Origin of the sequence: Flagellimonas sp. CMM7, assembly GCF_021390195.1 — a bacterium.
Lineage (GTDB): Bacteria > Bacteroidota > Bacteroidia > Flavobacteriales > Flavobacteriaceae > Flagellimonas.
The window spans coordinates 2,268,805-2,293,428 of the sequence record NZ_CP090003.1 but is presented as its reverse complement, the minus strand read 5'-3'; the positions used below and the strand labels follow the sequence as shown (position 1 = coordinate 2,293,428).

At 37.3% G+C, this 24,624-nt stretch carries 24 protein-coding genes; 12 read left to right on the top strand and 12 right to left on the bottom strand.

From position 1 onward, the window contains the following. Window positions 1-11: 11 nt before the first annotated feature. The 5 genes from LV704_RS10455 to LV704_RS10435 form a co-directional block, all read right to left on the bottom strand. Complete coding sequence (locus LV704_RS10455) at window positions 12-1,028, bottom strand: phytase (protein WP_163420356.1); 1,017 nt, start codon at window positions 1,026-1,028, stop codon at window positions 12-14. Window positions 1,029-1,076: 48 nt separating this feature from the next. Beyond that, a complete protein-coding gene (locus LV704_RS10450) occupies window positions 1,077-3,956 on the bottom strand; it encodes a TonB-dependent receptor (RefSeq protein WP_163420357.1) in 2,880 nt (959 codons plus the stop codon). 183 nt (window positions 3,957-4,139) lie between these two features. Beyond that, a complete protein-coding gene (rpmA, locus tag LV704_RS10445; RefSeq protein WP_163420359.1) occupies window positions 4,140-4,400 on the bottom strand; it encodes a 50S ribosomal protein L27 in 261 nt (86 codons plus the stop codon). A 25-nt stretch (window positions 4,401-4,425) separates the two neighbouring features. Beyond that, window positions 4,426-4,983 carry a 50S ribosomal protein L21 gene (rplU, locus tag LV704_RS10440; protein WP_163420360.1) on the bottom strand — a complete coding sequence of 186 codons (558 nt, stop codon included), beginning with the start codon at window positions 4,981-4,983 and terminating at the stop codon, window positions 4,426-4,428. Window positions 4,984-5,086: 103 nt separating this feature from the next. Further along, entirely contained in the window at window positions 5,087-5,533 is a 447-nt protein-coding gene (locus LV704_RS10435; protein WP_163420361.1) for a DUF4199 domain-containing protein, read from the bottom strand. Window positions 5,534-5,714: 181 nt separating this feature from the next. Between LV704_RS10435 and LV704_RS10430 the strand changes: the two genes are divergently transcribed. Further along, on the top strand, window positions 5,715-7,037 hold the full coding sequence (locus LV704_RS10430; protein WP_163420363.1) for a pitrilysin family protein: 1,323 nt from the start codon (window positions 5,715-5,717) through the stop codon (window positions 7,035-7,037). 1 nt (window position 7,038) lies between these two features. Next, on the top strand, window positions 7,039-9,111 hold the full coding sequence (locus LV704_RS10425) for a pitrilysin family protein (protein ID WP_163420364.1): 2,073 nt from the start codon (window positions 7,039-7,041) through the stop codon (window positions 9,109-9,111). Window positions 9,112-9,118: 7 nt separating this feature from the next. Here the strand turns inward: LV704_RS10425 and LV704_RS10420 are convergent, their stop codons facing one another. Further along, on the bottom strand, window positions 9,119-10,024 hold the full coding sequence (locus LV704_RS10420; RefSeq protein WP_163420366.1) for a DMT family transporter: 906 nt from the start codon (window positions 10,022-10,024) through the stop codon (window positions 9,119-9,121). Between the two features lie 85 nt (window positions 10,025-10,109). Between LV704_RS10420 and LV704_RS10415 the strand changes: the two genes are divergently transcribed. The 6 genes from LV704_RS10415 to LV704_RS10380 all read left to right on the top strand — a co-directional run bounded on the left by LV704_RS10415 (window position 10,110) and on the right by LV704_RS10380 (window position 16,089). Beyond that, a complete protein-coding gene (locus LV704_RS10415) occupies window positions 10,110-10,484 on the top strand; it encodes a hypothetical protein (protein ID WP_233782020.1) in 375 nt (124 codons plus the stop codon). Between the two features lie 84 nt (window positions 10,485-10,568). After that, window positions 10,569-11,588 carry a transporter gene (locus LV704_RS10410; protein ID WP_163420368.1) on the top strand — a complete coding sequence of 340 codons (1,020 nt, stop codon included), beginning with the start codon at window positions 10,569-10,571 and terminating at the stop codon, window positions 11,586-11,588. Window positions 11,589-11,597: 9 nt separating this feature from the next. Further along, window positions 11,598-14,000: a TonB-dependent receptor gene (locus tag LV704_RS10395; RefSeq protein ID WP_163420369.1), complete on the top strand. Its 2,403-nt coding sequence runs from the start codon at window positions 11,598-11,600 to the stop codon at window positions 13,998-14,000. A gap of 6 nt (window positions 14,001-14,006) precedes the next feature. Continuing rightward, complete coding sequence (locus LV704_RS10390; RefSeq protein ID WP_205597855.1) at window positions 14,007-14,777, top strand: PepSY domain-containing protein; 771 nt, start codon at window positions 14,007-14,009, stop codon at window positions 14,775-14,777. Then, window positions 14,774-15,643, top strand: coding sequence for a DJ-1/PfpI family protein (locus tag LV704_RS10385; RefSeq protein WP_163420370.1), 870 nt, complete (start codon window positions 14,774-14,776; stop codon window positions 15,641-15,643). The genes LV704_RS10390 and LV704_RS10385 overlap by 4 nt, the downstream gene beginning before the upstream one ends. A gap of 26 nt (window positions 15,644-15,669) precedes the next feature. Next, window positions 15,670-16,089, top strand: a complete 420-nt coding sequence (locus LV704_RS10380; RefSeq protein WP_163420371.1) for a hypothetical protein — start codon at window positions 15,670-15,672, stop codon at window positions 16,087-16,089. Window positions 16,090-16,091: 2 nt separating this feature from the next. Here the strand turns inward: LV704_RS10380 and gldD are convergent, their stop codons facing one another. Genes gldD through mutY form a run of 4 tightly spaced genes read right to left on the bottom strand, consistent with a single transcriptional unit; the run spans window position 16,092 to window position 19,510 of the window. Further along, window positions 16,092-16,649, bottom strand: a complete 558-nt coding sequence (gene gldD, locus LV704_RS10375; RefSeq protein ID WP_163420373.1) for a gliding motility lipoprotein GldD — start codon at window positions 16,647-16,649, stop codon at window positions 16,092-16,094. After that, a complete protein-coding gene (locus tag LV704_RS10370) occupies window positions 16,639-17,967 on the bottom strand; it encodes a gliding motility-associated protein GldE (RefSeq protein WP_163420375.1) in 1,329 nt (442 codons plus the stop codon). Before LV704_RS10370 ends, gldD begins: the two co-directional genes overlap by 11 nt. A gap of 26 nt (window positions 17,968-17,993) precedes the next feature. Further along, the gene (locus LV704_RS10365; RefSeq protein ID WP_163420376.1) at window positions 17,994-18,449 is read right to left on the bottom strand and encodes a single-stranded DNA-binding protein; all 456 of its coding nucleotides are present in this window, start codon (window positions 18,447-18,449) and stop codon (window positions 17,994-17,996) included. Between the two features lie 23 nt (window positions 18,450-18,472). After that, window positions 18,473-19,510 (bottom strand): A/G-specific adenine glycosylase, encoded by a 1,038-nt coding sequence (gene mutY / locus LV704_RS10360; protein WP_163420378.1) that lies wholly within the window; start codon window positions 19,508-19,510, stop codon window positions 18,473-18,475. A gap of 123 nt (window positions 19,511-19,633) precedes the next feature. Here mutY and LV704_RS10355 point away from each other — a divergent pair, with 123 nt between their 5' ends. The 4 genes from LV704_RS10355 (at window position 19,634) to LV704_RS10340 (ending at window position 22,553) form a co-directional block, all read left to right on the top strand. Continuing rightward, on the top strand, window positions 19,634-19,924 hold the full coding sequence (locus LV704_RS10355; protein ID WP_036380395.1) for an HU family DNA-binding protein: 291 nt from the start codon (window positions 19,634-19,636) through the stop codon (window positions 19,922-19,924). A gap of 268 nt (window positions 19,925-20,192) precedes the next feature. After that, window positions 20,193-21,740, top strand: a complete 1,548-nt coding sequence (locus tag LV704_RS10350) for a ribonuclease E/G (RefSeq protein ID WP_163420380.1) — start codon at window positions 20,193-20,195, stop codon at window positions 21,738-21,740. A gap of 83 nt (window positions 21,741-21,823) precedes the next feature. Continuing rightward, complete coding sequence (locus LV704_RS10345; protein WP_163420382.1) at window positions 21,824-22,081, top strand: hypothetical protein; 258 nt, start codon at window positions 21,824-21,826, stop codon at window positions 22,079-22,081. Window position 22,082: 1 nt separating this feature from the next. Then, window positions 22,083-22,553, top strand: coding sequence for a regulatory protein RecX (locus tag LV704_RS10340; protein WP_163420384.1), 471 nt, complete (start codon window positions 22,083-22,085; stop codon window positions 22,551-22,553). An 11-nt stretch (window positions 22,554-22,564) separates the two neighbouring features. Here the strand turns inward: LV704_RS10340 and LV704_RS10335 are convergent, their stop codons facing one another. Then, the gene (locus LV704_RS10335; RefSeq protein WP_163420385.1) at window positions 22,565-23,434 is read right to left on the bottom strand and encodes a cupin-like domain-containing protein; all 870 of its coding nucleotides are present in this window, start codon (window positions 23,432-23,434) and stop codon (window positions 22,565-22,567) included. Window positions 23,435-23,493: 59 nt separating this feature from the next. After that, window positions 23,494-24,594 carry a biotin synthase BioB gene (gene bioB / locus LV704_RS10330; protein WP_163420387.1) on the bottom strand — a complete coding sequence of 367 codons (1,101 nt, stop codon included), beginning with the start codon at window positions 24,592-24,594 and terminating at the stop codon, window positions 23,494-23,496. Between the last annotated feature and the right edge of the window lie 30 nt (window positions 24,595-24,624).

Sequence of the window (24,624 nt, the reverse complement as noted above, 5' to 3'; positions counted from 1 at the left end):
TTTATATGATCTTACTCTAAAACCTTTCCTAAATCATAGAAATAAAAGTTCTTTTCATCGTTCATAGCAGCAAAAAGTCCATTTGGAAAAGTGCTGTTCAATGGAACGGTCACTACCTCGCAACCGTCTGTTTCAAGCGTGGAAAGATTTACAGCTTTAACGAATACATTTTCTTTTCTAGAAAAAATATTGAATTGCCCCCTTTGTTGATCGGAGACAATTATAAAACCTTCTTTATTTGGATATGAGGCAATAGCAATACCTTCAATATCCTTCAAAAAATGTTCCCCTCCAAAACATGATAGCTCCTCATTTCCCTTTTTAGGTTCTGCATAGTATTTTCTGATACATACTCCTTCATCTGAATAATATATAAACCCTTTTTCATCATCAACAGCAATAGCTTCTATTTCCTTTTGACCACTGAACTTTCCAAATTTCCGAACCAATTTTGCTTTGACCCCTAAACTATCTGCTTGCAATGTATATTGATACAAATAACCAGTACCAGGGCCTGTTTTTCTTCCCACAATGGCGTAAATCGTAGAATCCAATGGCGATTTATACAGACTAATGCCCATAGGCAATTTATTTTCAAGTAATTCTTCATCAGAAAATACAGGAAAACCACCGCCATCCATAGGTTTCATGTTTGGAACCGAAAACATCCTGATTTGTTGTTTCTCCCGTTCAGTAAAAACCATAATATCCGTTGTGGTTGAATCGGTTAATTGAAAACCATACTCAATATCCACATTATTAGGCCGTTTCATATTTCGGATAGTTTTATCCTCGATTATTTTTCCATCCAAATCAAATGCATAGATGGCTCCATTGGTTTCCTTATCAGTTCCAAAAACAATACTTTTTGATGCATTTGCTGGATTGATCCAAATTGCGGGGTCATCGGTATCGTTCAATGTAAATTCTGTAATGATATCTGGTTGAATTGGCGGTAACGTACTTTTTGTATTGCACGATGTAAAAAATAGCACAACTACAACTAAAGAATAAATAGATCTATACATGTTTTAAAGATAAAATTAGGTTCTTGTTTACTCACGAATTGCGTGTATTTATTTTTTGAATAGATCATATTTTAAACCAAAAGTCAATCGTTGGCCGTAAAATTCCATCTGTTGTGTACGCTCTTTTACACCCTGAAAATAGCGCAATGGTTGGTTGGTGATATTATTCAAATCAGCATAAAAACTAAGATTGGAATTGATTTGAAAAGAAGCATTAAAATCTATAAAAAGCTGGGTATCATAATACCGGTCTTCAAATTCATTACCTCCAATTTCATCGATATAACTATCTGAAAAGTTCACAGATAAACGCGCACTAAATTTCTTGTCCGCATAGGCCAAAGAGCCGTTGAACATGTTTGGAGCTGTATTTGGCAAATCTATATCCTCACGCTCATCACCATCCTCATTTCTAATCCCATCAGCAGAAGAGGATAAATAGGTATAGTTTAAATATAAGCTAAAGTTTCTGGCAAATCCAGGAAGAAAATCCAACTGACGCTGAAATGCAAATTCCAATCCAAATACCGAAGCCCCGTCACCGTTCAAAGGTTGAAAGGTTTCATAACCCGTGGTTCCAGCTCCAAAAGTATCATCTGTTGTTTCTCCTTGGAAGGTATAGATAAAGTTTTTGATATCCTTATAAAAAACTCCTCCAGAAAGCAATCCCACACTTTGAAAGTAGTGCTCTGCCATTACATCAAAGTTCATTGAGGTAGTGGGTTCCAAATCTGCATTCCCTAGAATAATTTCGTTGTCCTCATTAATAATTTCAGCCCTTGGAATTAAATCTACATAATTTGGTCTTGCCAACGTATTTGTCCAAGCAAACCGTAAAACAGTACTATTGGAGACATCATATTTGAAGTGTACTCCTGGCAAAACATTGGTATAGCTATTTTCTGCATTTACTTCTTCTACCTCTATACTCTCCTCAATACCATTATCCTGATCTTCTTCAATAAACGTTAAACTATTACCTGTGGACTCCAAATTTGTACTTTCCAAGCGTACGCCCGCAAGCACACTAAACTTATCAGACAGTTTTTGGTTTATCATTAGGTAACCCGCAATAACATTTTCACTTACATCAAAATTTCCAGGTAAAAATTCCTCTGGCAATGATTCACCATCCACTAGGTCTAAGGCACCTAACCATTCTTCACTGGCAAAAGATCCAATAAGGTATTGGCTACCGGCCAAATAGTCTGGATCTGAATAATCTTTTAATGGAGTATTGGCCAATGTTGGAAAATCATCTTCTAAATCAAACTCAAAGAAATTATTGTCCCGCACTTTGGATTTAAATCTTCCACGGGCGCCAAATTTTATACTCCCGTCTCCTTGACCAAACAAATCTGATGGCAGTTCGAAATTGACAAAAACGTTGACATCCTCTTCTTCTGTATATTGGTTTTCTTCGGTGATTTCGCTGTATTCAAAACTGTCAAAATCCGAAGCATCACTGGCATCCGCTGCTGAGAATCTTGGGTATCTTGGATTAAAGACATCGTTGCTAATTATATATTCTGATTCAAACTCTGCATATCGTTCGTTCAGTCGCTCTTCTGATGCTTTAGCATAAGAGGTAATCCAATCTACTTTTAGTGAACCCCATAGATGGTCACCACCCAAGGTGTAATTCTGCATACGTTGGTCTTCCAACCTACGGTTTTTGTTTCTGTTGTTGTCTATTCCCCCTTTGCTTTGGCGTTTAACCGCTACAGGAAATCTTGTTGGTACCCCGTTGGTAATGGTGAAGTCTCCTATCTGTATATCTTCTCCATCTAAAATTTCATGTTCTAATCGAAATCTATTTTCTCTATCATCTCTCCAATTGTACATGGTCTTTAGGAAAACAGTATTGTTGGCATCAAACTTATAATCCATGTTGGCAGAGAAACTTCTTCGTACACGTTGCACCAGATATTCACGTTGTTCATAAACGTTTACATATGGATCTACATCAACCTCATCTAAAATGGGCTCGCCCTCTATATCATCAACTCCAGTATAATATTCAAACTCGTCTGTCCATTCAGCCTCAATATTGTCAGAACCAAAGTCATTGTCATTAAAGGAAGCCGAGAGCATCCAACCAAATTTTCCGTTGTCGCTTCTGTCCCCAATTAGAAAAGAACCGTTTAAAATTGCCTTATCAGTAATAAAGTTTATTCCTGAGCCCAAGGTTGTTGAAACTCTAAAGCCTTGTGGCGAAGTCCTGGTTATCAAGTTCACTGAACCTCCCAAAGCATCTGCGTCCATATCAGGGGTAACTGCCTTGCTAACTTCTATGGTTTGAATCATATCTGCAGGAATCAAATCCATCTGTACATTCCTGTTATCGCCTTCGGCAGATGGAACACGACTCCCATTTAAGGTTACCGAATTCAATTGTGGTGAAAGTCCACGTACAATTATGTTCCTTGCTTCTCCTTGGTCAACCTGCATGGTAATTCCAGGAATCCTTTTAACGGCATCCCCAATATTTGCATCTGGAAATTTACCTATTTGATCCGTTGAAACTACGTTGGTGATATTTAAGTTGTTCTTTTGTGTGTTTAGGGCCTTGGATTGTCCACTTAATCCGTATGCGGTAATCTCAACACCTTGCAATTCCAAACTCTTGGGCTCAATAAAGAATGATACTTCTGTAGTTTCATTTGCGTTAATAGTAACTTCTTTTTCAATGTCTGAATAGCCTAAATAAGATACTTTCAAGGTATAAGTGCCCTCAGGAATATCCACTATTGTGAATCTTCCATCAAAATTAGAGATAGCGCCTTTTGCCAAAGAGGTTATCACAATGTTGGCTCCAGGGAGGTAAATTCCGTTTTCATCGGAAATCGTTCCTTGAATATTTCCTGTTTGAGCAAAAAGGGATAAAGGGACAAAAACTAAGATAAAAAACTGTATATATTTTTTCATTTTCTAAGTGGTTGATTTTAGACCACAAAGAAATTAGTATGTTTAAAAAAAGAGGTTAGCTCATTTTTAAGAATAAGTCATATTTAGTGTCATTTTGAAGGTGTTTTAGAATGACTTAACAATCAGATAACAAAAAACCCTCACTGTACAGTGAGGGTTTTAAAAATTTTATTACCTAAAGTATTAAGCTTCAAATGGTTCAATGGAAACAAATGATTTTCCACCAGCCTTCTTTTCAAATTTTACAAGACCATCAACTCTGGCATGTAATGTATGGTCTTTTCCCGCATAAACATTTTCACCAGGATTGTGTTTTGTACCACGTTGTCTAACAATGATGTTACCAGCAACAGCGGCTTGTCCACCAAATATCTTAACACCTAAGCGTTTTGATTCTGATTCTCTACCGTTTTTTGAACTACCTACACCTTTCTTATGTGCCATGATATATAATTTTTAGTTCTTAATCTTATTTGTTTAAAGCTTCTATTAAATCAGCTTTTTTCATGGAAGAAATACCAGCAATACCTTTTGCTTTTGCCATTTCTTTCAATTCTGCCACTGTTTTACCACTCAAATCTTCAGCTGCCTTTTTTGGCGCAGTTTTCTTTGGAGCTTCCTTCTTAGGGGCCTCAGTTTTAGCCGCCGTTGCTTTTTTAGGTTCTGCAGCTGGCTTTTCAGCCTTAGCCTTTGCAGGAGCAGCTTTTTTAGCTCCTTTTGCAACAATACCTTCAACAACAATCTCTGTTAAGGATTGTCTATGTCCGTTCTTTACACGGTATCCTTTACGTCTTTTCTTTTTAAAGACAATTACTTTATCACCTTTAAGGTGTTTTACTACTTTGGCCTCAACGGCCGCACCTTCTATGACTGGGGCGCCAACAGTAACGTTACCTCCGTCATCCAAAAGAAGAACTTTGTCAAAAGTTACTTTTTTACCTTCTTCTGTCTGCAAACGGTGAACGTACACTTTCTGGTCTTTTGCAACTTTAAACTGCTGCCCTGCCATCTCTACAATTGCGTACATAATGCGTTAATTAGATTAATTTACTTGCTATTTATTAAAATTAGCGGGTGCAAATATACTGCTAAATCCTTAATTCACAAGTAATATTCAACCATTTGAAAGATTATTTTTTAGGATTATTAGAGGTTTTGAAGAGTTGCATAAAAGAAAGTGTTAAAACCAATGTGGTTGCAAAACCCATTATGGCGACTGTAAAGAAGACTATTCCTTCAAAATTGGCGTAATCTTTGGCCCAAACTTCAGAGAGTTCAGTTAAAAAACTGGCGTTTAACTCCGTGGAATAGATAGCAAAGAAAACAGTAAAGAGCAATGTAGCTACAAACCCGGTTGTAATCCCGGCCACAAAGCCTTTTCCATATGAAAAATCCTTTCCCAGTCTTACCTTGGTGTATTTAATGGTCTCATAAATTCCAAACCCGGTAATCACTCCATTTAATAAGCTAAAAAACACGTTGGTGTGTTTCCCTAAAAGGGATAAAATCAAAAAATAAGCCATCAAACATGCACTGGTGACAATTCCAAAACGAATAGGTAGCGTTAGATTTTTCATCTCATTAAATTTTTGGTGGATGTTTAATTTACTGAATGTTGTTGAATTATGCCATAATTTCTTGTTAAAGACTTACTTAATATTCTGTCTACCTTTTAAATTTTATCCTATATTTAATGTAACATCAATCTAAAATTCTCTACTAATCCTATTTTATTATATCTATACAAAACTTACTATTATGAAAAGACATTTACTATCCGCACTTTTCGTGCTCTCTGCTGGTAATTTTCTTATAGCTCAAGAAGTTGCTTTTGAAGAGTATGATTTGGATAACGGACTACATGTAATCTTACATCAAGACAATACCGCTCCCGTAGTTACCACTGCAGTAATGTACCATGTAGGCTCTAAAGATGAGGACCCCAGTAAAACCGGATTTGCACATTTTTTTGAGCACTTATTGTTTGAAGGGACCAAAAATATAGAAAGAGGGGAATGGGATAAAATAGTTTCCTCGAATGGAGGAAGTGGCAATGCCAATACTTTTCTGGACCGAACATATTACTATGAGACGTTTCCTTCAAATAGTTTAGAAACTGGGTTGTGGTTAGAATCGGAACGATTAATGCATCCCATAATAGGGCAAATTGGTGTGGACACCCAAAAAGAAGTGGTTCAAGAAGAAAGAAGACTGAGGGTAGATAATTCTCCCTACGGTGCTTTTTTTGAGGAACTTCTTAAGAACCTGTATACCAAACACCCATATAGATGGGGCGTAATAGGTTCTCTGGATCACTTGGCCAGCGCAAGCCTTGATGACTTTAAAAATTTCAACAAGATTTACTACGTGCCAAACAATGCCGTTTTGGTCATAGCCGGCGACATCAATATGGAAAAAACAAAAAAAATGGTCTCAGATTATTTTGGCCCGATTCCCAGAGGTGCCGAGATAAAAAGAAACATTGTCGTTGAAGAACCAATTGCAACAACTATAAAGGCCACGTATCACGATCCCAATATTCAGATTCCGGCAATCTTACTTGCCTATAGAACTCCGGGGCAGGCCGAAAGAGATGCCTATGTCATCAATATGATTTCTACTTATTTAAGCGATGGTGAAAGTTCCAAGTTGTATAAAAAATTGGTAGATGAGAAAAAAATAGCACTCCAAATATTTTCGGTGCCCATTGATGCCGAAGATTATAGTTGCTATGTTGTTGGTGGCTTACCTGTAGGGGAGAATTCAATTCAAGACATCAAAAAAGAAATAGATGCAGAAATTCTAAAAGTGCAGTCAGAATTGATTTCAGAAAAAGACTACCAGAAACTTCAGAACAAGTTTGAAAACAACTTTGTAAATGCCAACAGTAGTATCGCGGGAATAGCGAACTCTCTTGCAGAAAATTATATGCTACGTGATAACACCAACCTCATAAACACTGAGATTGATATTTATCGTTCCATCACCCGTGAAGAAATAATGGAAGTTGCGAAAAAATATTTAAAGATGAATCAAAGGGTAGAATTAGAGTATTTACCAGAACAAAAAGAAGCCAATTAAGATGAAAAAGTATATAATTTTTTCTTTACTGTCCTTTTTCATGGCAGTATCATATGCACAAATTGATAGAAGCACACCACCCAAAGCAGGTCCCGCTCCCGAGATAAATTTGAAGGAACCTGCTCGCTTTGAACTAAACAACGGACTCAAGGTTATGGTGGTGGAAAACCATAAGTTACCAAGAGTTTCCATTCAATTGACCATAGACAACCCACCCATTCTACAAGGAGACAAGGCAGGTGTTTCAGATTTAACATCCAGTTTGTTGGGTAAAGGATCCAAGTCTATTCCAAAGGATGATTTTTATGAAGAGGTAGATTTTTTGGGAGCTTCAATAAGTATCGGTGACCAAAGTGCGTCTGCAAGTTGCCTTTCCAAATACTTCCCTAGAATTCTAGAACTTATGACAGATGCAGCGTTAAATCCAAATTTTACTCAAGAGGAGTTCGATAAGGAAAAAGACAGAATTATTACTGGGATAAAATCTGAGGAAAAAGATGTTTCTGCCATTGCAACCAGAGTTCAATTGGCACTGGCGTATGGGAAAAAACATCCTTATGGAGAAATCACCTCTGAAAAAACCGTAAACAACGTTACCCTTGCCGATGTGGACAAATACTACCGAGATTATTTTGTGCCGGCCAATGCTTATTTGGTCATTATTGGTGATGTCGATTTTGACAATGTAAAAGAGCTCGTTACAACTAATTTTACGCCATGGTCAAAAGCAGTCCCTCCATCTTTTAGCTATACCAAACCCACAGATGCTCAATACAATCAAATTAATTTTGTAGATGTTCCCAATTCGGTACAATCAGAAGTTGTGGTGCAAAATATTACTGAATTAAAAATGAAGGATGAAGATTATTTAGATGCTCTTTTAGCCAATAGAGTATTGGGAGGAGGATCACAAGCTAGGTTGAATATGAATCTTCGAGAAGATAAAGGATACACCTACGGCTCTTACTCTGGTATTAGGGACAATAAGTATAGTCCAATGCGATTTAATGCATATGCACAGGTAAGAAACACAGTTACGGATAGTTCAGTAGTTCAAATCCTAAGTGAAATAGATAGAATTACAAAAGAACCTGTTACGGAAGAAGAGCTTACCAATGCAAAGGCCAAATATGCCGGGAGCTTTGTTATGGCATTAGAAAACCCTGAGACCATTGCCAATTATGCTTTGAACATAGAAACTGAAGATTTGTCCAAAGACTTTTACAAAACCTATTTGGAACGAATTGAAGCAGTAAGCATTGATGATGTTCAAAAGGCAGCACAAAAGTATTTCTCCACCTCAAATGCGCGAGTCGTAGTGACTGGAAAAGGAAGCGAAGTCTTGGAAAATCTAGAGAAAGTGACCTTTAATGACAAAGCCGTTCCTGTTTTATTTTATGACAAATATGCAAACAAAACAGAAAAGCCAGATTACAACAGTGTTATCCCTGAAGGAATAACTGTGGAAGCTATTTTGGAAAAGTATATGGAAGCCATTGGAGGAAAAGAAAAATTAGAAGGAGTAGAGTCCTATGCTATGGTGGCTGAAGCAGAAATGCAGGGGATGAAGTTAGAATTGGAAATGAAGAAAACCTCAAAAGACCAATTCATGCAAGATGTAAAGGTCATGGGCAACTCTATGCAGAAGCAGGTTTTGGATGGAGACAAGGGTTATATGGTGGCTCAAGGCCAGCGAAAAGACCTCTCTCCTGAAGAAATTAAAAGAGTAAAAGAAGAGTCTGCGGCCTTTCCAGAGTTGAACTATTTGGCAGCTGGCAATATCACTTTAGAAGGTGTTGAATCAGTAGGTGATAAAAAAGCATACAAACTTAAGATAACCGATAAAAAATCTTCATTCTATGATGTGGAAACCGGCCTTAAGCTGCAAGAAATCAGTATGGAAGAAGTGCAGGGACAGCAAATGTCAAATACACTAGGGTTTGATAACTATCAAGAAGTTTCGGGTATCAAATTCCCTTTCAAGTTATCTCAAACCATGGGGCCTCAAAACTTTGAGTTTGTGGTAAAAGAAATTAAAGTCAATGAAGGTGTCACAGCTTCAGATTTCGAATAAAGTCCAATTACTTTTTAGAAGAAGGCGTCCTTTGTGGCGTCTTCTTTTTGTTTACCAAATAAACTCCGAATAGAATTACGAGTGCTGCAAATAATTGCCATAATGTAAACTTTTCATCATCCAGCACTCCCCAAAAAATACCCACTATGGGAATTAGATATGTTACCGAAACAGAAAAAACAGCAGTAGAGATCTGAACCAATTTATTGAACATAACCTTAGCAACACAGGTTCCCATTATGCATAATACTACTATATAACCCAGTGAGCTAAAAAAGTATGGGCCAGTGGTAACCTCTTCTTTCAAAAATCCGGAGAACAAAAGAACGATAATTCCAGGTACTAAAATAACAGCAAAATTTCCAACTGCGATTCCCATAGGAGATACATCTTGTAACTTGTTCTTTATAATATTTGCATTACATGCATAACAAATGGTTGCAATAATAACAAAACCCGAATACCAATAATTTTGGTTCGGGTTCACTTCCGTCCCAAAAAAGATTAGAAAAGCGGCACCCAACAATCCAACTACAACACCCAATAATTGATTTCTCGTAAACCCCACCCCAAAAGCAAACAACCCAACAAACAAAGTAAAAAGTGGAACCAGCGAATTTAATATTGATGCTATACTGCTATCTATCTCAGTTTCTGCAAAAGCAAACAAAAACATGGGGATAAAACTTCCAACTATTCCAGAAACACCTACCCAAAACCACTCTTTTTTAGAAATAGTTCTTAAGGATTTAAACCCAACAATGAACAAAAAAAGTGCGGCCAAAACAATACGAATGGAACCTAATTGAATTGGATTAAAACCCTGTAGCCCTTTTTTAATTAATATATAAGATGTTCCCCAGATTATGGACAGCACAATTAGATAAATCCACTTTCTTTTGTGTTCGTTCACATTAAAATTTTAAAATGCAAAAGTGCGTCTTATTTAAGACTTTTTACACTTTATAGCCTAATTTTGCAATACGTAAAGAACATAGTTGAAACACTCAATCGTATATTGTTTTGTATTGCTATACATTATGGCCATGGTACGTCCCGTTGGTCCAATGTTAGAGTATGTCATCTATGAAGATTACATAGCCGAATTTCTTTGTGTCAACAAGGATAAGGTGGAGTTGCAATGTAATGGTAAGTGCTATCTTATGCAGCGACTTTCTGAACAAAATGAGGAAAAAAAACAAAACCTTCCCAAAATTGCTTTAGAAGAATATCCTATTGGCTTTGTTGATTTAATGTTTTACAATTCCAAAAAACCTCATCTAGTTCCTAATCAAAATCATTTTGATTATTCCAACAGCTATACTTTTTTGTATTCTGCTTACAATTTTCATCCGCCCAGCGCTATTTCCTAGCATACGCTTACACAAATTTATTTTAAGGTGATTCATTAAAACATTCGTTGCAAAAATCACCAACAACTTCAATAATAAAAACCGATGAAAATATATATATCGGCCATTTTTATGGTGGCCACAATCGCATTTTATGCACAAGAAACTAATGATGAATCTCAAAAATGGTCCGCGGGCAGACCAGATGGACACGCCCCAATTTCCGTCATGGGAGATCATATGCACGGTAAGGGAGAATGGATGTTTTCCTATCGCTATATGTATATGAATATGGATGAGCTTAAACAGGGCAGTGATGATGCTTCTTTTGATGACGCTTTGGCCAATTATATGGTAACCCCTACAAATATGCCCATGAACATGCATATGCTTGGGGCCATGTTTGCGCCAAGTGACAAAATCACCTTAATGGCCATGTTCAATTATCTATCCATGGAAATGGATCATATTACTCGTATGGGTGGAACATTTACTACAGAGTCTAGTGGTTTTGGAGATATTCAACTTGCCATTTTGTATAAATTCTTCAACAAAAACCAACAAACACTACATGGGCAATTAGGATTTTCAATTCCTACCGGAAGTGTTACGGAGAGTGATGTTACTCCGGCTTCAGCACCAAATGAAACTGAATTGCCCTATCCCATGCAAGTAGGCAGTGGTACGTTTGATCCCAACTTGTCATTGACTTATTTAGGTCAAAATGAATCTATTTCTTGGGGAAGTCAAATAAGAGGGGTCTTCCGATTTGGAGAAAATGATAGGGAGTACCGCTATGGCAATCGATACAGTCTAAACAACTGGTTTGCAATTAAAACAAGTAACTGGCTTAGTGTTTCAGCAAGACTGGAAGGTCTTATAGTTGGAGAAATTGAGGGAGTAGACCCAAACCTGAACCCAATGATGGTCATTACGGCAGACACTAACAACTCTGGCGGAACCTATATAAACTCAGGAATTGGAGTAAACACCTATATTTCAAAGGGAGCACTTAAAAACCTTAGGTTTGGATTTGAATTTGGATATCCACTTTATCAAAATCTAAATGGCATTCAATTGCAGACCAAGGAGACCTTAACCTTTGGCACACAATACTCTTTCTAAGATTTATTCATGAAAAGAGTACTGATACTGGCAATTTTTGCATGTTCGTTTTTATGCGCAACGGCTCAAATTACATTAAAAGGGAATGTTATAGATTCTCAAGGAAATCCAATCCCTTTGGCAAACATCTCGGTTCTAAATAGCGATCTTGGTACAGCTACGGACAAAAAGGGGCTGTTTACACTAAAGTTAAATACTCCCTCAAAAGCTGTGGTGGTTTCTGCGTTGGGTTTTGCAGCACAGACCGTGGTCATCTTTGAGGAATCTGAGCTAACTATAGTCTTATTGGAACAAACTACAGTTTTGGGAGATGTGGTGGTTTCAGCAAGAAAACGTGAAGAAACCTTAGTGGCCTCTCCCATCTCGATCAGTTCATTAAGCAGTAAGACCATTGAGGATACTCGTACTTGGGGGTTGGATGGACTTACAGCAGTTGTACCCAATTATCTCTATCAAGAATCTGGTGTGCCATTCCAGGCCATCCAATCTATTAGGGGCATACAGGTTTTTAGTGAGAACCCTGCAGTGGCAACTTATATTGATGATGTGAATCAGTTGGACATTCTTGCAAACGGATTTGCATTAACAGATATTGAGCGTATTGAGGTCCTTAGAGGGCCTCAAGGAACATTATTTGGCAGAAACGCAATGGGCGGGGTAATAAATATCTTGACTAAGCAACCAACAAATAAAACCGAAGGTTTTGCCGAGGTTGGTTTTGGGAATTTAAGTTTACAGCGTCATGCAATAAGCATTAAAACTCCTTTAGTAAAGAACAAACTGTTCTTTGGTTTTAATGGTCTGTTTCAATCTAGGGACGGATATTGGGAAAACGATGCTTCTCTAGCGCCAATACCAGATATCTCCTTAAATGGGGAATCGGTTGGTGATTTCAGCAATTTATATGGGAATCTTAGTTTAAAGTGGTTGGCAAGTCAAAAGCTAAGTCTTTCTCTTAATGTAAAAGGACAAAGAGATTGGTCCGATGCCTCTGGATTTTTCGTCTCCCAACCGAATGAAGAAATCGCTTTTGAAAATCCTGATAAGATTTATTTAAGCCGACTGGCAAGCCATAATAGAAACATTGTCAATACAGCTTTGGTTGCCAAACATTTTGGGGAAAGCTATACATTGAGCTCCATAACAACCTATCAAAATCTTGTTCTGGCGTTTGAAGATATCGATTTTCCTGGTTTTTTTCATTCTTTTGTTGATGATGAGATTAGTGAGAAACTTCCACCACAAGAAGTATGGAGTCAGGAGTTTAGAATTAATTCGGTCAATTTAGATTCTAGATGGCAATACACCGGGGGGCTTTTTGGGTTCACACAAAATGCATTTGAACCTTCCACCAATTTAGCTCAAGAATTGACTGACCCCGAAGCTGATTTTTTTGGGCTTCCAAGAGGTTCCAACATTATCTCCAAAAACGAAGGATCAAACAAAGGGTTTGCTGCTTTTGGGGAATTTACTGTCAACCTTACCCAAAAGTTTCAGTTTACAGGAGGCCTTCGCTATGATTATGAGGAACGCAAAGCCACATTCAATGGATTTGGAGATTTAATCTTTTCCAATGGAACGTTTGTTGAATTTAATCCGGAGATTACTGAAAATGGTAACTATTCAGCAATATCACCTAAAGCTGCCGTCTCTTTTACCCCTAATAACAATTCCAATTTGTATGCAAGTTACACCAGGGGTTTTAGGGCAGGAGGCATAAATGCACAGCGATTGCCAGAAGGGACAAAACAGACCTTTGACCCAGAATACTCAAACAACTTTGAGTTGGGTTATAAGGTAAACACCCCTAACAATCGTTTTAGGTTGGGAGCAACAGCTTTTTATATTGACTGGACAGATATTCAATTTTTCAACTTAGTGGCGCCATCTACATTTGCAAGGGAAAATGTTGGCGATGCAAGATCGTTGGGTGTTGAGTTGGAAACTGCCATAATACCAGTGAACGGATTACAATTTGATGCAAGTTTTGGATTTACGGACACTGAGTACAAGGATTTTGAACTGGTTCGGCAGGATTTCCTTTCTGGAGAAGAGGTACGTACAGATATTAGCGGTAACTCACTGGGTAATGCACCTGAGTATACATTATTTCTAGGCGCTCAATATACCGCAGGCCTTTCTAAAGAAATCGAGGGAACCTTTAGAACGGAACTTAGAAGTATAGGCCGTTACTATACAGATATTCAAAATACCTTGGAACAACCTTCATACACATTGCTGAACGCTAGGGTCACTTTTGGGTATAAAAATTACCAATTGGCTATTTGGGGACAAAACCTCACGGATGAAACCTACTTGGCCTTTGGAAATGCGGATACTAGTTTTGGAAGTAGAAATGTTAGGACAGCAGCGCCATTAACCTTTGGAAGTTCAGTTATTTATAGATTTTAACCAAAAATGCCCGGAAGCAATGCTTCCGGGCTTACCATTATGACAAAGAGAAAACTTATTCAACTTAATCGAAAATGGCATCGCTATTTGGGCGTTATCTTAGGAATCCAATTCTTTCTTTGGACCCTTGGCGGTCTCTATTTCAGTTGGACCAACATTGAGGAAATACGAGGCAGTACCCTAAAGAAAAAAGATGCCCCAATTTTTGTCTCAGATACTTTAGTGTCTCCATCAATATTCACTCAGAATCTTGGGGATAACGACAGTATTGTTTCTTTAGAAGTTTTCTCAAATCTAAATCATCCCGCTTATAGATTGATAGTACGGACGGGAGAGGGTGAAAAAGTTTTTCTATTTGATGCAAAAACTGGACAAAAACTACCCTCATTGAGTAAGAAACAAAGCATAGATGTGGCCAAAGCAAAACTTTCCGTAAATGCTCCAATAACAATGGTAGAATATCTAACCGAAACGGGGAAACATCATGAGTATAGGGGCAGACCATTACCTGCATACGCCATTACTTTTGATGAGCCTGCGAACACAACCGTATATGTTTCTACCGAATATGGGAACGTACAAACCTTTAGAAGCAACAAATGGCGTGTTTTTGATTTCTTTTGGATGCTTCATACCATGGACTATCAAGAGCGGGATAACTTCAACAACCTTTTGCTTAGGGCGTTTGCCCTGTTTGGATTGGTAACCATCCTTTCAGGATTCAGTCTTTACCTATTAACCTCAAGAATTTTTAATCCAAAAAAAAGTACAAAATGAAAAATACAATAATCATCTTTTTAGTAATAGGGCTTCTATCATGCCAAGAAAAACAGACCCCTTCCAATACAAATGCCCACGAAAAGGCAGTGGTAAAAAAACAAGATCGTAACTTAAAACCAGATGGCACGGCCTATTCCAATGAAGAATTGGCCCTTATGGGACACACAGAGTCTATGGCCGTTTTATACGAGGTCCCAACGGATACCATTGAAAGCATTGGGATTTTACTTTATGATGGTTTTTTTACTATGGATGCCATGGGGCCGCTTTCCGTATTGAACAGTATGTTCCCTACCGAGAAAATACTCATAGGAAGGAACAAAGGAACCATTACCAGCAGTGACAAGGTGAAAATTGAAGTTGAGTACGGGATTGAAGATATTGAACAGCTGGATATGTTGGTCATTCCTGGAGGTTTTATAGAAACATACCAAGCCACCAAAGATCAAGAGCTATTGGATTGGGTGCGTAAAATTGACCAAAACAGCAAATATACAGTTAGTGTGTGCACTGGCGCTTGGATTTTAGGTGCAGCAGGACTTTTAAAAGGAAAAAATGCAACTACCCATTGGTACCGTGCCGAAGAAAAATTGGCCGAATATGGAGCAACTTTTGTTAAAGAGCGTTACACAAATGATGGTAAATACTGGACAAGCGCGGGAGTTTCTGCTGGCATTGATATGAGCATGGCTCTGGTAGACAAAATTTTAGGTCGTAACTATGCCGAGTTTGTAGCATTAAATTTAGAGTATGACCCACAACCTCCTTTTGAAAGTGGACACCCCGATAAAGCGGATCGCGTTGTAAGCATTATGACTGAAAAAATGTATGATTTAGGTTTGGATCCATATATTGAAAAATAAATACATTTGAACAAAAGAAAGAAATAATGAAATATCCCATGTTTTTAATTGCGCTTTTGCTTTTTGCAACTGCATGTAAGGAAGAAAAAAAAGTGCCTGAAGGACCAACTCAAATGGAGCAAGTAATGGCTGTTCATGATGAGGTAATGCCCAAAATGGGGAAATTAGGGAAATTGGTAGGAGAACTCAAAAGCAAAGTAGACACGACCGAAACCGGTCGTCAATACGAAGCAGCTATGAAAGACCTTCAAGCGGCCAATACTAATATGATGGACTGGATGATGTCATTTGGGAACCGTTTTGATTCTGATGAAATTTTAGACGGAAAAGAACTTTCCGAAGAAAAACAAGGATGGTTAAATGAAGAAGAAGCTAAGGTGAACGCGCTGAAGGAACAGATTAATTCCAGTATTAAAAAAGCAGAAGCGTTATTGGCTACGGAATAATGTTATTCTTTCCAGCGTAAGGTTTCCATTATCCGTCTAACATCTTTTTGCATATAAAAAGCTGCAGGAAGAATAGAATCATAATTAGGTTTCGCGTAAAAATAGAGTGACCCAGTTACAAAATGGTTGATACTGTCCGTAATATAGAATTGTGACTGGGATGCTGCATTGCCACTAACCTCATAAAACATTCCATAAACTCTACCATTGGAATTTATAAAGGGCTGTTCTACTATATTATCCGCCTTTACCACATGCTCATATGAGAGTTTTTGCGCATCTGTCAGCAGCGTATTAAGATTGTCTTTAACAGGTTTATAGGTAATATAAATTGACCCTTTCATGGCTGGATAATCCAAAACCAAAGAGCAATCTTTATTTTCTTTTACCACGGATAAGGTATTTAGGTCAAAAATGTAGGAGCAGTCAGCGTCCAGTTCTTTGTACTCCGCTTTTGGATATTCCAAACGCAACATTGCCTTTGGTTTTGGCAAGACTTCGTCCTTACAACTTACAAAAAGAACAAGAATAACTACGATTGAAATCCAACTATGCTTCATGCGGCAATGTAATTTTTATACGTTTTAACCTCTTCTTATCTAAACTTTCTACAATGAATTGATAGTTCTTAAACAGTACTTTTTCTCCTCGCTTTGGAAAGTTCCCCGAAATCTCCAACACAAACCCGGCAATGGTTTCTGATTCTCCTTTTTGCCCTTCAAAATCTTCTTCATCCTCAATCTTAACAACACGGTAAAAATCCTTCAATGTGGTTTTTCCATCAAAAACATAATTATAATCGTCCAGCTTGGAGAAAACTAAATCCTCATCGTCAAATTCATCACTAATATCCCCAACAATTTCTTCAATAATATCTTCCAGTGTTACTATCCCAGAAGTTCCACCATATTCATCCACTACAACGGCAAGGTGGTTTTTCTTCTCTTGGAATTCTAATAACAAATCATCCAACTTTTTATTTTCTGGAACAAAATAGGGTTCACGAATCAATGACATCCAATTGAAACTCTTTCTATCTATATATGGCAACAAGTCTTTGACATAAAGAACACCGAGGACATTGTCCATATTTTCTGAAAAAACAGGGATTCTAGAATAGCCATTCTTTTTTATCTCTTGTATAACCTCCAGAAACTTCATCTCCTCATCCAACGCAAAAATATCAATGCGAGGACGCATGACCTGTTTTGTATCCGTGTTCCCAAAGGTTACTATCCCTTCCAATATCTTTTGTTCTTCTTTTGTAGTATCTCCTTCCGAAGCAAGCTCTAATGCTTGAGATAAGTGATCCACACTTAAATTGGATTTTTGCTTTCCCAATTTCTCTTGAAGAAAAACCGTAGCGGAACTCATGGGCGAACTTAAAGGTGTAAAGAGAGTATTTAAAAGTTTTAAGGGAATAGACATAAAATGCGAAAACTGAACCTTATTTCTATTTGCATAGATTTTCGGTAAGATTTCGCCAAACATTAAAATTAAAAATGTAGCAACGATGACCTCTAAAAGAAAACGCACGGAGACCACTCCAAAAAGGTTTTGGGTTATCTCTGAGAAAATGGTATTCCCAATTGAGCTGAACAATAAAACTATTCCAATATTGATGGCATTATTGGTAATCAATATCGTTGCCAACAGTTTTTTTGGCTTGTTCAATAACCGGACTATAAGTTTCCCTCTTGAGGTATCTGTTTCTTCAAGTTCGTTTAAATCTGTCTGGGAGAGGCCAAACAATGCCACCTCAGCTCCAGATATTAGTGCAGAACATCCTAAAAGAAGTAAAAGTACAATCACCTTGATTGTGAATATACCGCTAAAAGTGGTCAAGAAAAACGCCAAACAATAGGGCTCAGGATCCAAATGTAAATTGTTTTAAACTTATTTCTCTAGAATGGTAGGTCATCATCCTGTTCCGTTCCATCAACCGGTGCAGGTTCTGTAGGTTTAACAGGGTCGTTTTGCACTGCTGGTCCTGAGGACTGTTGTGTATTAGCCATACTCTCCTTCTTAGTGGACAAGAATGTAAAATCCTGAACATGTACTTCTGTAGTATACCTGGTATTGCCATCTTCACCTTGCCATTGTCGGTTTTTCAACCTTCCTTCTAAATATACCTTATCTCCTTTGCTCAGGTATTTTTCACATATTTCAGCAGCTTTATTTCTTACAACAATATTATGCCAATCCGTGTTGGTGACTTTCTCTCCCGTTTGTCTATTGGTATAGGTTTCATTGGTGGCCAAAGGAAATCTTCCAATACAGTTGCCTCCTTCAAAATAATGGATTTTTACTTCGTCTCCCAAATGCCCAATTAGCATCACTTTATTTAATGTCCCGCTCATAATTCTTTAATTAGTCAAAAGTACTAAATTTTAAATGTTTTGATGAAATCGGCAATCAAAACCGGAACGGGAAAAGTATGAATCTGTTCCCATGAAACCCCCCCTTCAATTGCGTCCTTTGTTTCCAAAATCCAAAACTTTGTATGCAAGTGTTGATGGGATAGTTTGTGCACTATAGCTTGCTCATTAAATAGTGTTACCGTTTGCGAAACGGGCAAACTAGATTCTTTGGACATTTGCTCATGTAATTCATTCAATTCCAGTATTTTTTCTGATTCCAATAAAGGAAACTGATATAGGTTTTGCCATATTCCTCTACCTTGTCTTTGTTCCAATAAAGTGTTCTTATTAGAATCCAAAACAACCAAATAATTAAAATATCTATCTTTAACTTTGGTTTTTTTAAGTTTTACCGGTAACTGGCCTACTTTGTTTTCTTTTAGGGCCACGCAACTATCATTTAAAGGACACAATAAGCAGTATGGTTTTTTTGGGGCACATTGTATCGCCCCGAATTCCATGATACCTTGATTGTAGTCTCTAATATTTTCCGTATTCATTACATCTCGCGCCAATTGCTTAAAATGTTGAATCCCTTTTGGACTGTTTATAGGTAAATCCACTCCAAAATACCTAGACAAAACACGATATACATTACCATCTACAACGGGTTCAGGCACATCAAAACAAATGGATGCGATAGCACTGGCGGTATAATCTCCAACTCCTTTTAGTTCTTTTAGTTCCTTATAAGTGTTGGGAAATTCACCTTTATATTGCTCAACCACTATTTTTGCGGTTGCATGAAGGTTTCTAGCCCTAGAATAGTATCCCAAACCTTGCCAGAGCTTTAAAACCTCGTCCTCTTTTGCATTTGCAAGATCGTAGACCGTAGGAAAAGCTTCCAAAAACTTGTGATAATAAGGTGTTCCTTGTGCAACACGTGTTTGCTGCAACATAATTTCAGAAAGCCAAATCTTGTATGGATCTCTGGTAGCTCTCCATGGAAGTTCACGTTTATGTTCATCGTACCATTTCAAGATTTTTAAGGAAAAAGACATGCAGGTAAATACTAATGGTTAAATGTAGCAGTTTATATACTTAAAATTAAAGGGTTTAAACAAAAGATTGATTTTAATTTTTATATTTGCAAGCCTAAAAAAATAAGAAAATAATAATACGAAATGACGAAAGCAGATATTGTAACTAGAATCTCAGAAAAACTAGGTATTGAAAAAGGAGACGTACAAGCAACGGTAGAATCGTTTATGGAGGAGGTTAAATCGTCCTTGGAGAATGGTGATAATGTTTATTTAAGAGGTTTCGGAAGTTTTATCATTAAGACAAGAGCGGAAAAAACAGGTAGAAACATTTCTAAGAACACTACCATTAAAATTCCCGCACACAATATTCCTGCCTTCAAACCAGCAAAAGTGTTTGTTGAAGGTGTAAAGAGCAACGTTCAAGTAAAATAATATAATTAACATTAAAGGAAGAGCCATATGCCGAGTGGTAAAAAAAGAAAAAGACATAAGGTAGCTACCCATAAGCGTAAAAAACGCAGGAGAGCTAACCGACACAAGAAAAAGTAGTTGTAACAACTACTTTTTCATTTTACACACATACGTTCTTTGACATAGAGATTCAAAAAAAGAATTTCAATCGGTTTGAAAAAACCGATTCTATATATTGTTTAATCATTTATCCCGTAAAATATTACAGGATAAATAAAAATCGATTCAGGTGAATAGAGAGTTAATTGTTAGATCTAGCCCGGAAGCAGTCGATTTTGCCTTACTAAAGGATGGAAAACTTATAGAATTACACAAAGATGAGGATGACAACAATTTTTCCGTAGGGGATATTTTCTTAGCTAAGATAAGAAAACCCGTTACCGGTCTAAATGCGGCATTCGTAAATGTAGGTTATGAAAAAGATGCGTTCCTGCACTATCATGACCTAGGTCCGCAATTATCATCCATGTTGCAATTCATAAAAAAAGTTAGAACGGGAAAGTTAAAAGACTATTCCTTGAAAGATTTTCCATTTGAAAAAGATATAGACAAGAATGGCAGTATTAACGAAGTTATTAAGGCCAATCAGTCATTATTGGTACAGATTGTAAAAGAACCCATTTCCACCAAAGGACCAAGAATAAGCTCAGAACTTTCCTTAGCAGGGCGTTATTTGGTTATGGTTCCATTTTCTGACCGTGTTTCCGTATCACAAAAAATAGGAAGCAAAGAAGAAAAAGATAGGCTAATACGTCTTGTAAAGAGTATTAAGCCCAAAGGTTTTGGCGTAATTATACGTACCGTTGCAGAAGGCAAAAAAGTTGCAGAACTAGACAAAGATCTTCAGAATTTATCATCCAAATGGATGAAAATGTGCAGGAGACTGCAAAAAGCACCTCATCCATCCAAAGTATTGGTAGAGCTAAACAGAGCTTCTTCCATATTAAGAGATGTCTTTAACGATTCCTTTACAGGAATACATGTTGACGATGAAACGCTTTATAATCAAATCAAGGATTATTTACATGAAATCGCACCCCAAAAGGAGTCTATTGTAAAACATTATTCTGGCACATCTCCAATTTTTGAAAAATTTGGAATTGAACGTCAAATAAAGACTTCCTTTGGTCGAACGGCTTCCATGAGCCGAGGAGCTTATCTTGTTATAGAACATACAGAAGCGCTTCACGTAATTGATGTGAACAGTGGTAACCGTTCTAATAAAGCTAAAAATCAAGAAGATACTGCCCTGGAAGTAAATCTTTCAGCAGCATCCGAAATAGCACGACAGCTTCGCCTTCGTGACATGGGTGGAATTATTGTTGTCGATTTCATTGATATGATCAAAGGTGATCACAGAAGAAAATTGTTTGATCATTTAAGGGATGAAATGAAAGATGATAGGGCAAAGCACAAAATCTTGCCCCCCAGTAAATTTGGCCTGGTACAAATAACCAGACAAAGGGTTCGTCCAGAAATGAATATCAAGACAAGTGAGGAAAATCCAAATGGTTCAGGAACCGAAGTTGAAGCTCCCATAGTTTTAATAGACAAAATCAATGTTGATTTAGAGCGAATCATGAAAGGTAACCAAAAAGAGAATGGTATTATTTTGAATATACACCCTTTTATTGCTGCTTACTTAACTAAAGGATTTCCATCTCCACGCTATAAGTGGTTCTTAGATTATAAGAAATGGGTTAAAATTCAACCCAGAGATGCCTATACATACCTTGAATATCGTTTTAAAAACAAAGACGGTAAAACAATTAGATAATACAAAGCGACTCTATTTCTAGAGTCGCTTTTTTTGTTTTTAGTATATTGAAAGCTAATTATTGAGAGGTATTATATCTTAAAATGAAGAACAAAAAAATAAAGACACAATCGTCTGAACAGTTAAGACAAAATATAAAAACCATTAAAGCAATTGTTGCGATGTTGATTGGAACCTCTATTCTTGTATTGCTTACGGTTCTATATCTCTTTATATTCAAAAAAGATACTTCTGCACTACCTCTTTTAATCGTTACTATAGGCTCCGCGATTATTGTTATCATTAATCTGAAACAAGCCAAGATAATGCAAGCTGAACTGAACTCCCGTAAAAACCGATAACTTGATCAGCCATAAAGCATATAGCCTTACCGAAGCTACCAAGAAATTAGAGCGTTATTGTGCCTACCAAGAGCGTTGCCATAAAGAAGTAGTAGAAAAGCTAAAGGGCATGCGCATGATTCCAGAAGCTATAGATCAAATTACCACACACCTTATTCAAGAGAATTTCTTAAACGAGGAACGTTTTTCAAAAAGCTATGCTAGAGGAAAATTTACCATTAAAAAATGGGGCAAAAATCGTATTGTGAACGAATTGAAGCTACGTCAAGTATCAAAATTCAATATTAAAAGTGCCTTGGCAGAAATAAACGAAGAAGATTATCACAGGACCCTAGATGAACTTGCCAAAAAAAGGGTGACTCAAATCAGTGAAACCAACGTTCAAAAGAAAAAGAAAAAATTGGCCGATTATCTTCTCTATAGAGGCTGGGAAAGTAATCTAGTCTATGAAAAGCTAAAGGAACTCATATAACCCTAAGAGCCCTATTCTTGAATTAGTGCACTATGTGTACGCTTAATTGCTTTTTCATTCTTCCAATCGATCCATTCTTGTCCTTTGAGTCTGCGCATTAGATTATCAAAATGACGCATAAAAAGAATATTATAAGCCGCTTTTCCAAAGTTTTTTGGATTCCTGGCAATCGCCCTTAAACTTAAGGAAAACCCTGGTGTCATATATTTCATATGATGCCAATATCCTTCCGGTATATATAGCACATTCCCATGCTCCAATTGCGTTTTATGGCCTTTGGCATTTTTTAATGCCGGCCATTTTTTTAAATCTGGTTTTGCAAAATCTATATCCTCCCTAGTAATTAAAGAATGTGGAATCTTATACAAGAATTTTGTTTCTGATTGTGAAAAAAGAATACATTGTTTCTTTCCTTCAAAATGAAAATGGAAAATGTTGGCCAAATCAATGTCATAATGCATAAATGTATGCGAGTTACTCCCTCCAAAAAATAACATCGGCAATCTTTTCATTAGTCTTAGGCCAAAGTTAGGATATGTGAAGTCGTCTTGCAGTTGCGGGACTTCCTTTAAAACATTCCAAAGAAAAATACGATATTTTGTAGGTTCACTTTTTAAAAGTTCAATATAGTCTTTCATCTTCATCCTAGCATGGGGTTCGTTAAACCCTTCATCATGCTTTACAGGTCTATCATCATAGAGCGGGACAATTTTCTCTCCTGCAATGTCCTTCATATATTCCAAGTTCCACTTAGAATATGCTGGCCAATCCTCAACAAAGTTCTCTATCACCACTGGCTTTTGTGGCTTGAAATACTTACGGATGAACTCTTTCTTTGAAAGTGTTTGTTCTCGAGGAATTTGTTCAAGGTTGAGCTCCAAAATTTCACTTATTTTGAAACAACTAAATTAATAAAAGGTTTTTAAATAGTTCTATAACCTCATTCCTTGGCAACTAAATTGGGCTTTTGTTTTGCTTCTTCATTGCGTTCAATAGTATGCCCTGGACGGGTCCATTTGGGTTTCTCCCCTAATGACTCATATTCAGAATCTGAAGCTTCAACAGTTTTGGGCTGTGAGATTTTAGTGAAAGGTTTTTGTGGATTCAATCCCAAAAGTTTGAACATTTCCATGTCCTCATTCACATCAGGATTTGGAGTAGTCAGCAATTTATCCCCGGCAAAAATAGAATTGGCCCCAGCAAAAAAGCACATGGCTTGTCCTTCTCTGCTCATCTCTGTACGCCCTGCAGATAACCTAACCTGAGTCTCTGGCATTACAATTCTTGTAGTTGCTACCATCCTGACCATTTCCCAGATAGAGATAGGGGCTATATCTTCCATAGGTGTGCCTTCTACAGCAACTAATGCATTTATTGGCACGGATTCTGGTTGCGGATTTAAAGAAGCTAAAGCTACCAACATTCCGGCACGATCTTCCAACTGCTCTCCCATTCCTATAATTCCTCCACTGCAGACAGTAACATTGCTCTTCCTTACATTATCTATGGTCTCCAGTCTATCCTCAAAAGCGCGGGTAGAAATTACATCTTTGTAATAGTCCTCGGAAGTGTCCAAGTTGTGATTATAGGCATACAAGCCAGCTTCCGCTAATCTTTTTGCTTGATTTTCAGTAATCATTCCCAAGGTACAACAAACTTCCATATCCAATTTGTTGATGGTACGAACCATTTCTAAGACCTGGTCAAATTCTGGACCATCCTTTACATTTCTCCATGCTGCTCCCATACACACCCTTGAACTTCCGGATTCCTTAGCTCTTAAAGCCTGCGCCTTTACATGAGAAACGGTCATTAAATCGTTCCCTTCAATATCTGTGTGATAACGCGCCGCTTGGGGGCAATACCCACAGTCCTCTGGACAACCTCCTGTTTTTATAGAAAGTAATGTGGAAACCTGTACCGTGTTTGGGTCATGATTTTTACGATGGATAGTTGCCGCATCGTAAAGCAGCTCCATCATTGGTCTGTTATATATATTAAGGATTTCTTCCTTTGTCCAGTTGTGTCTTGTAGTACTCATGTTTCTTGAATATCAAAATCAAAAATACAG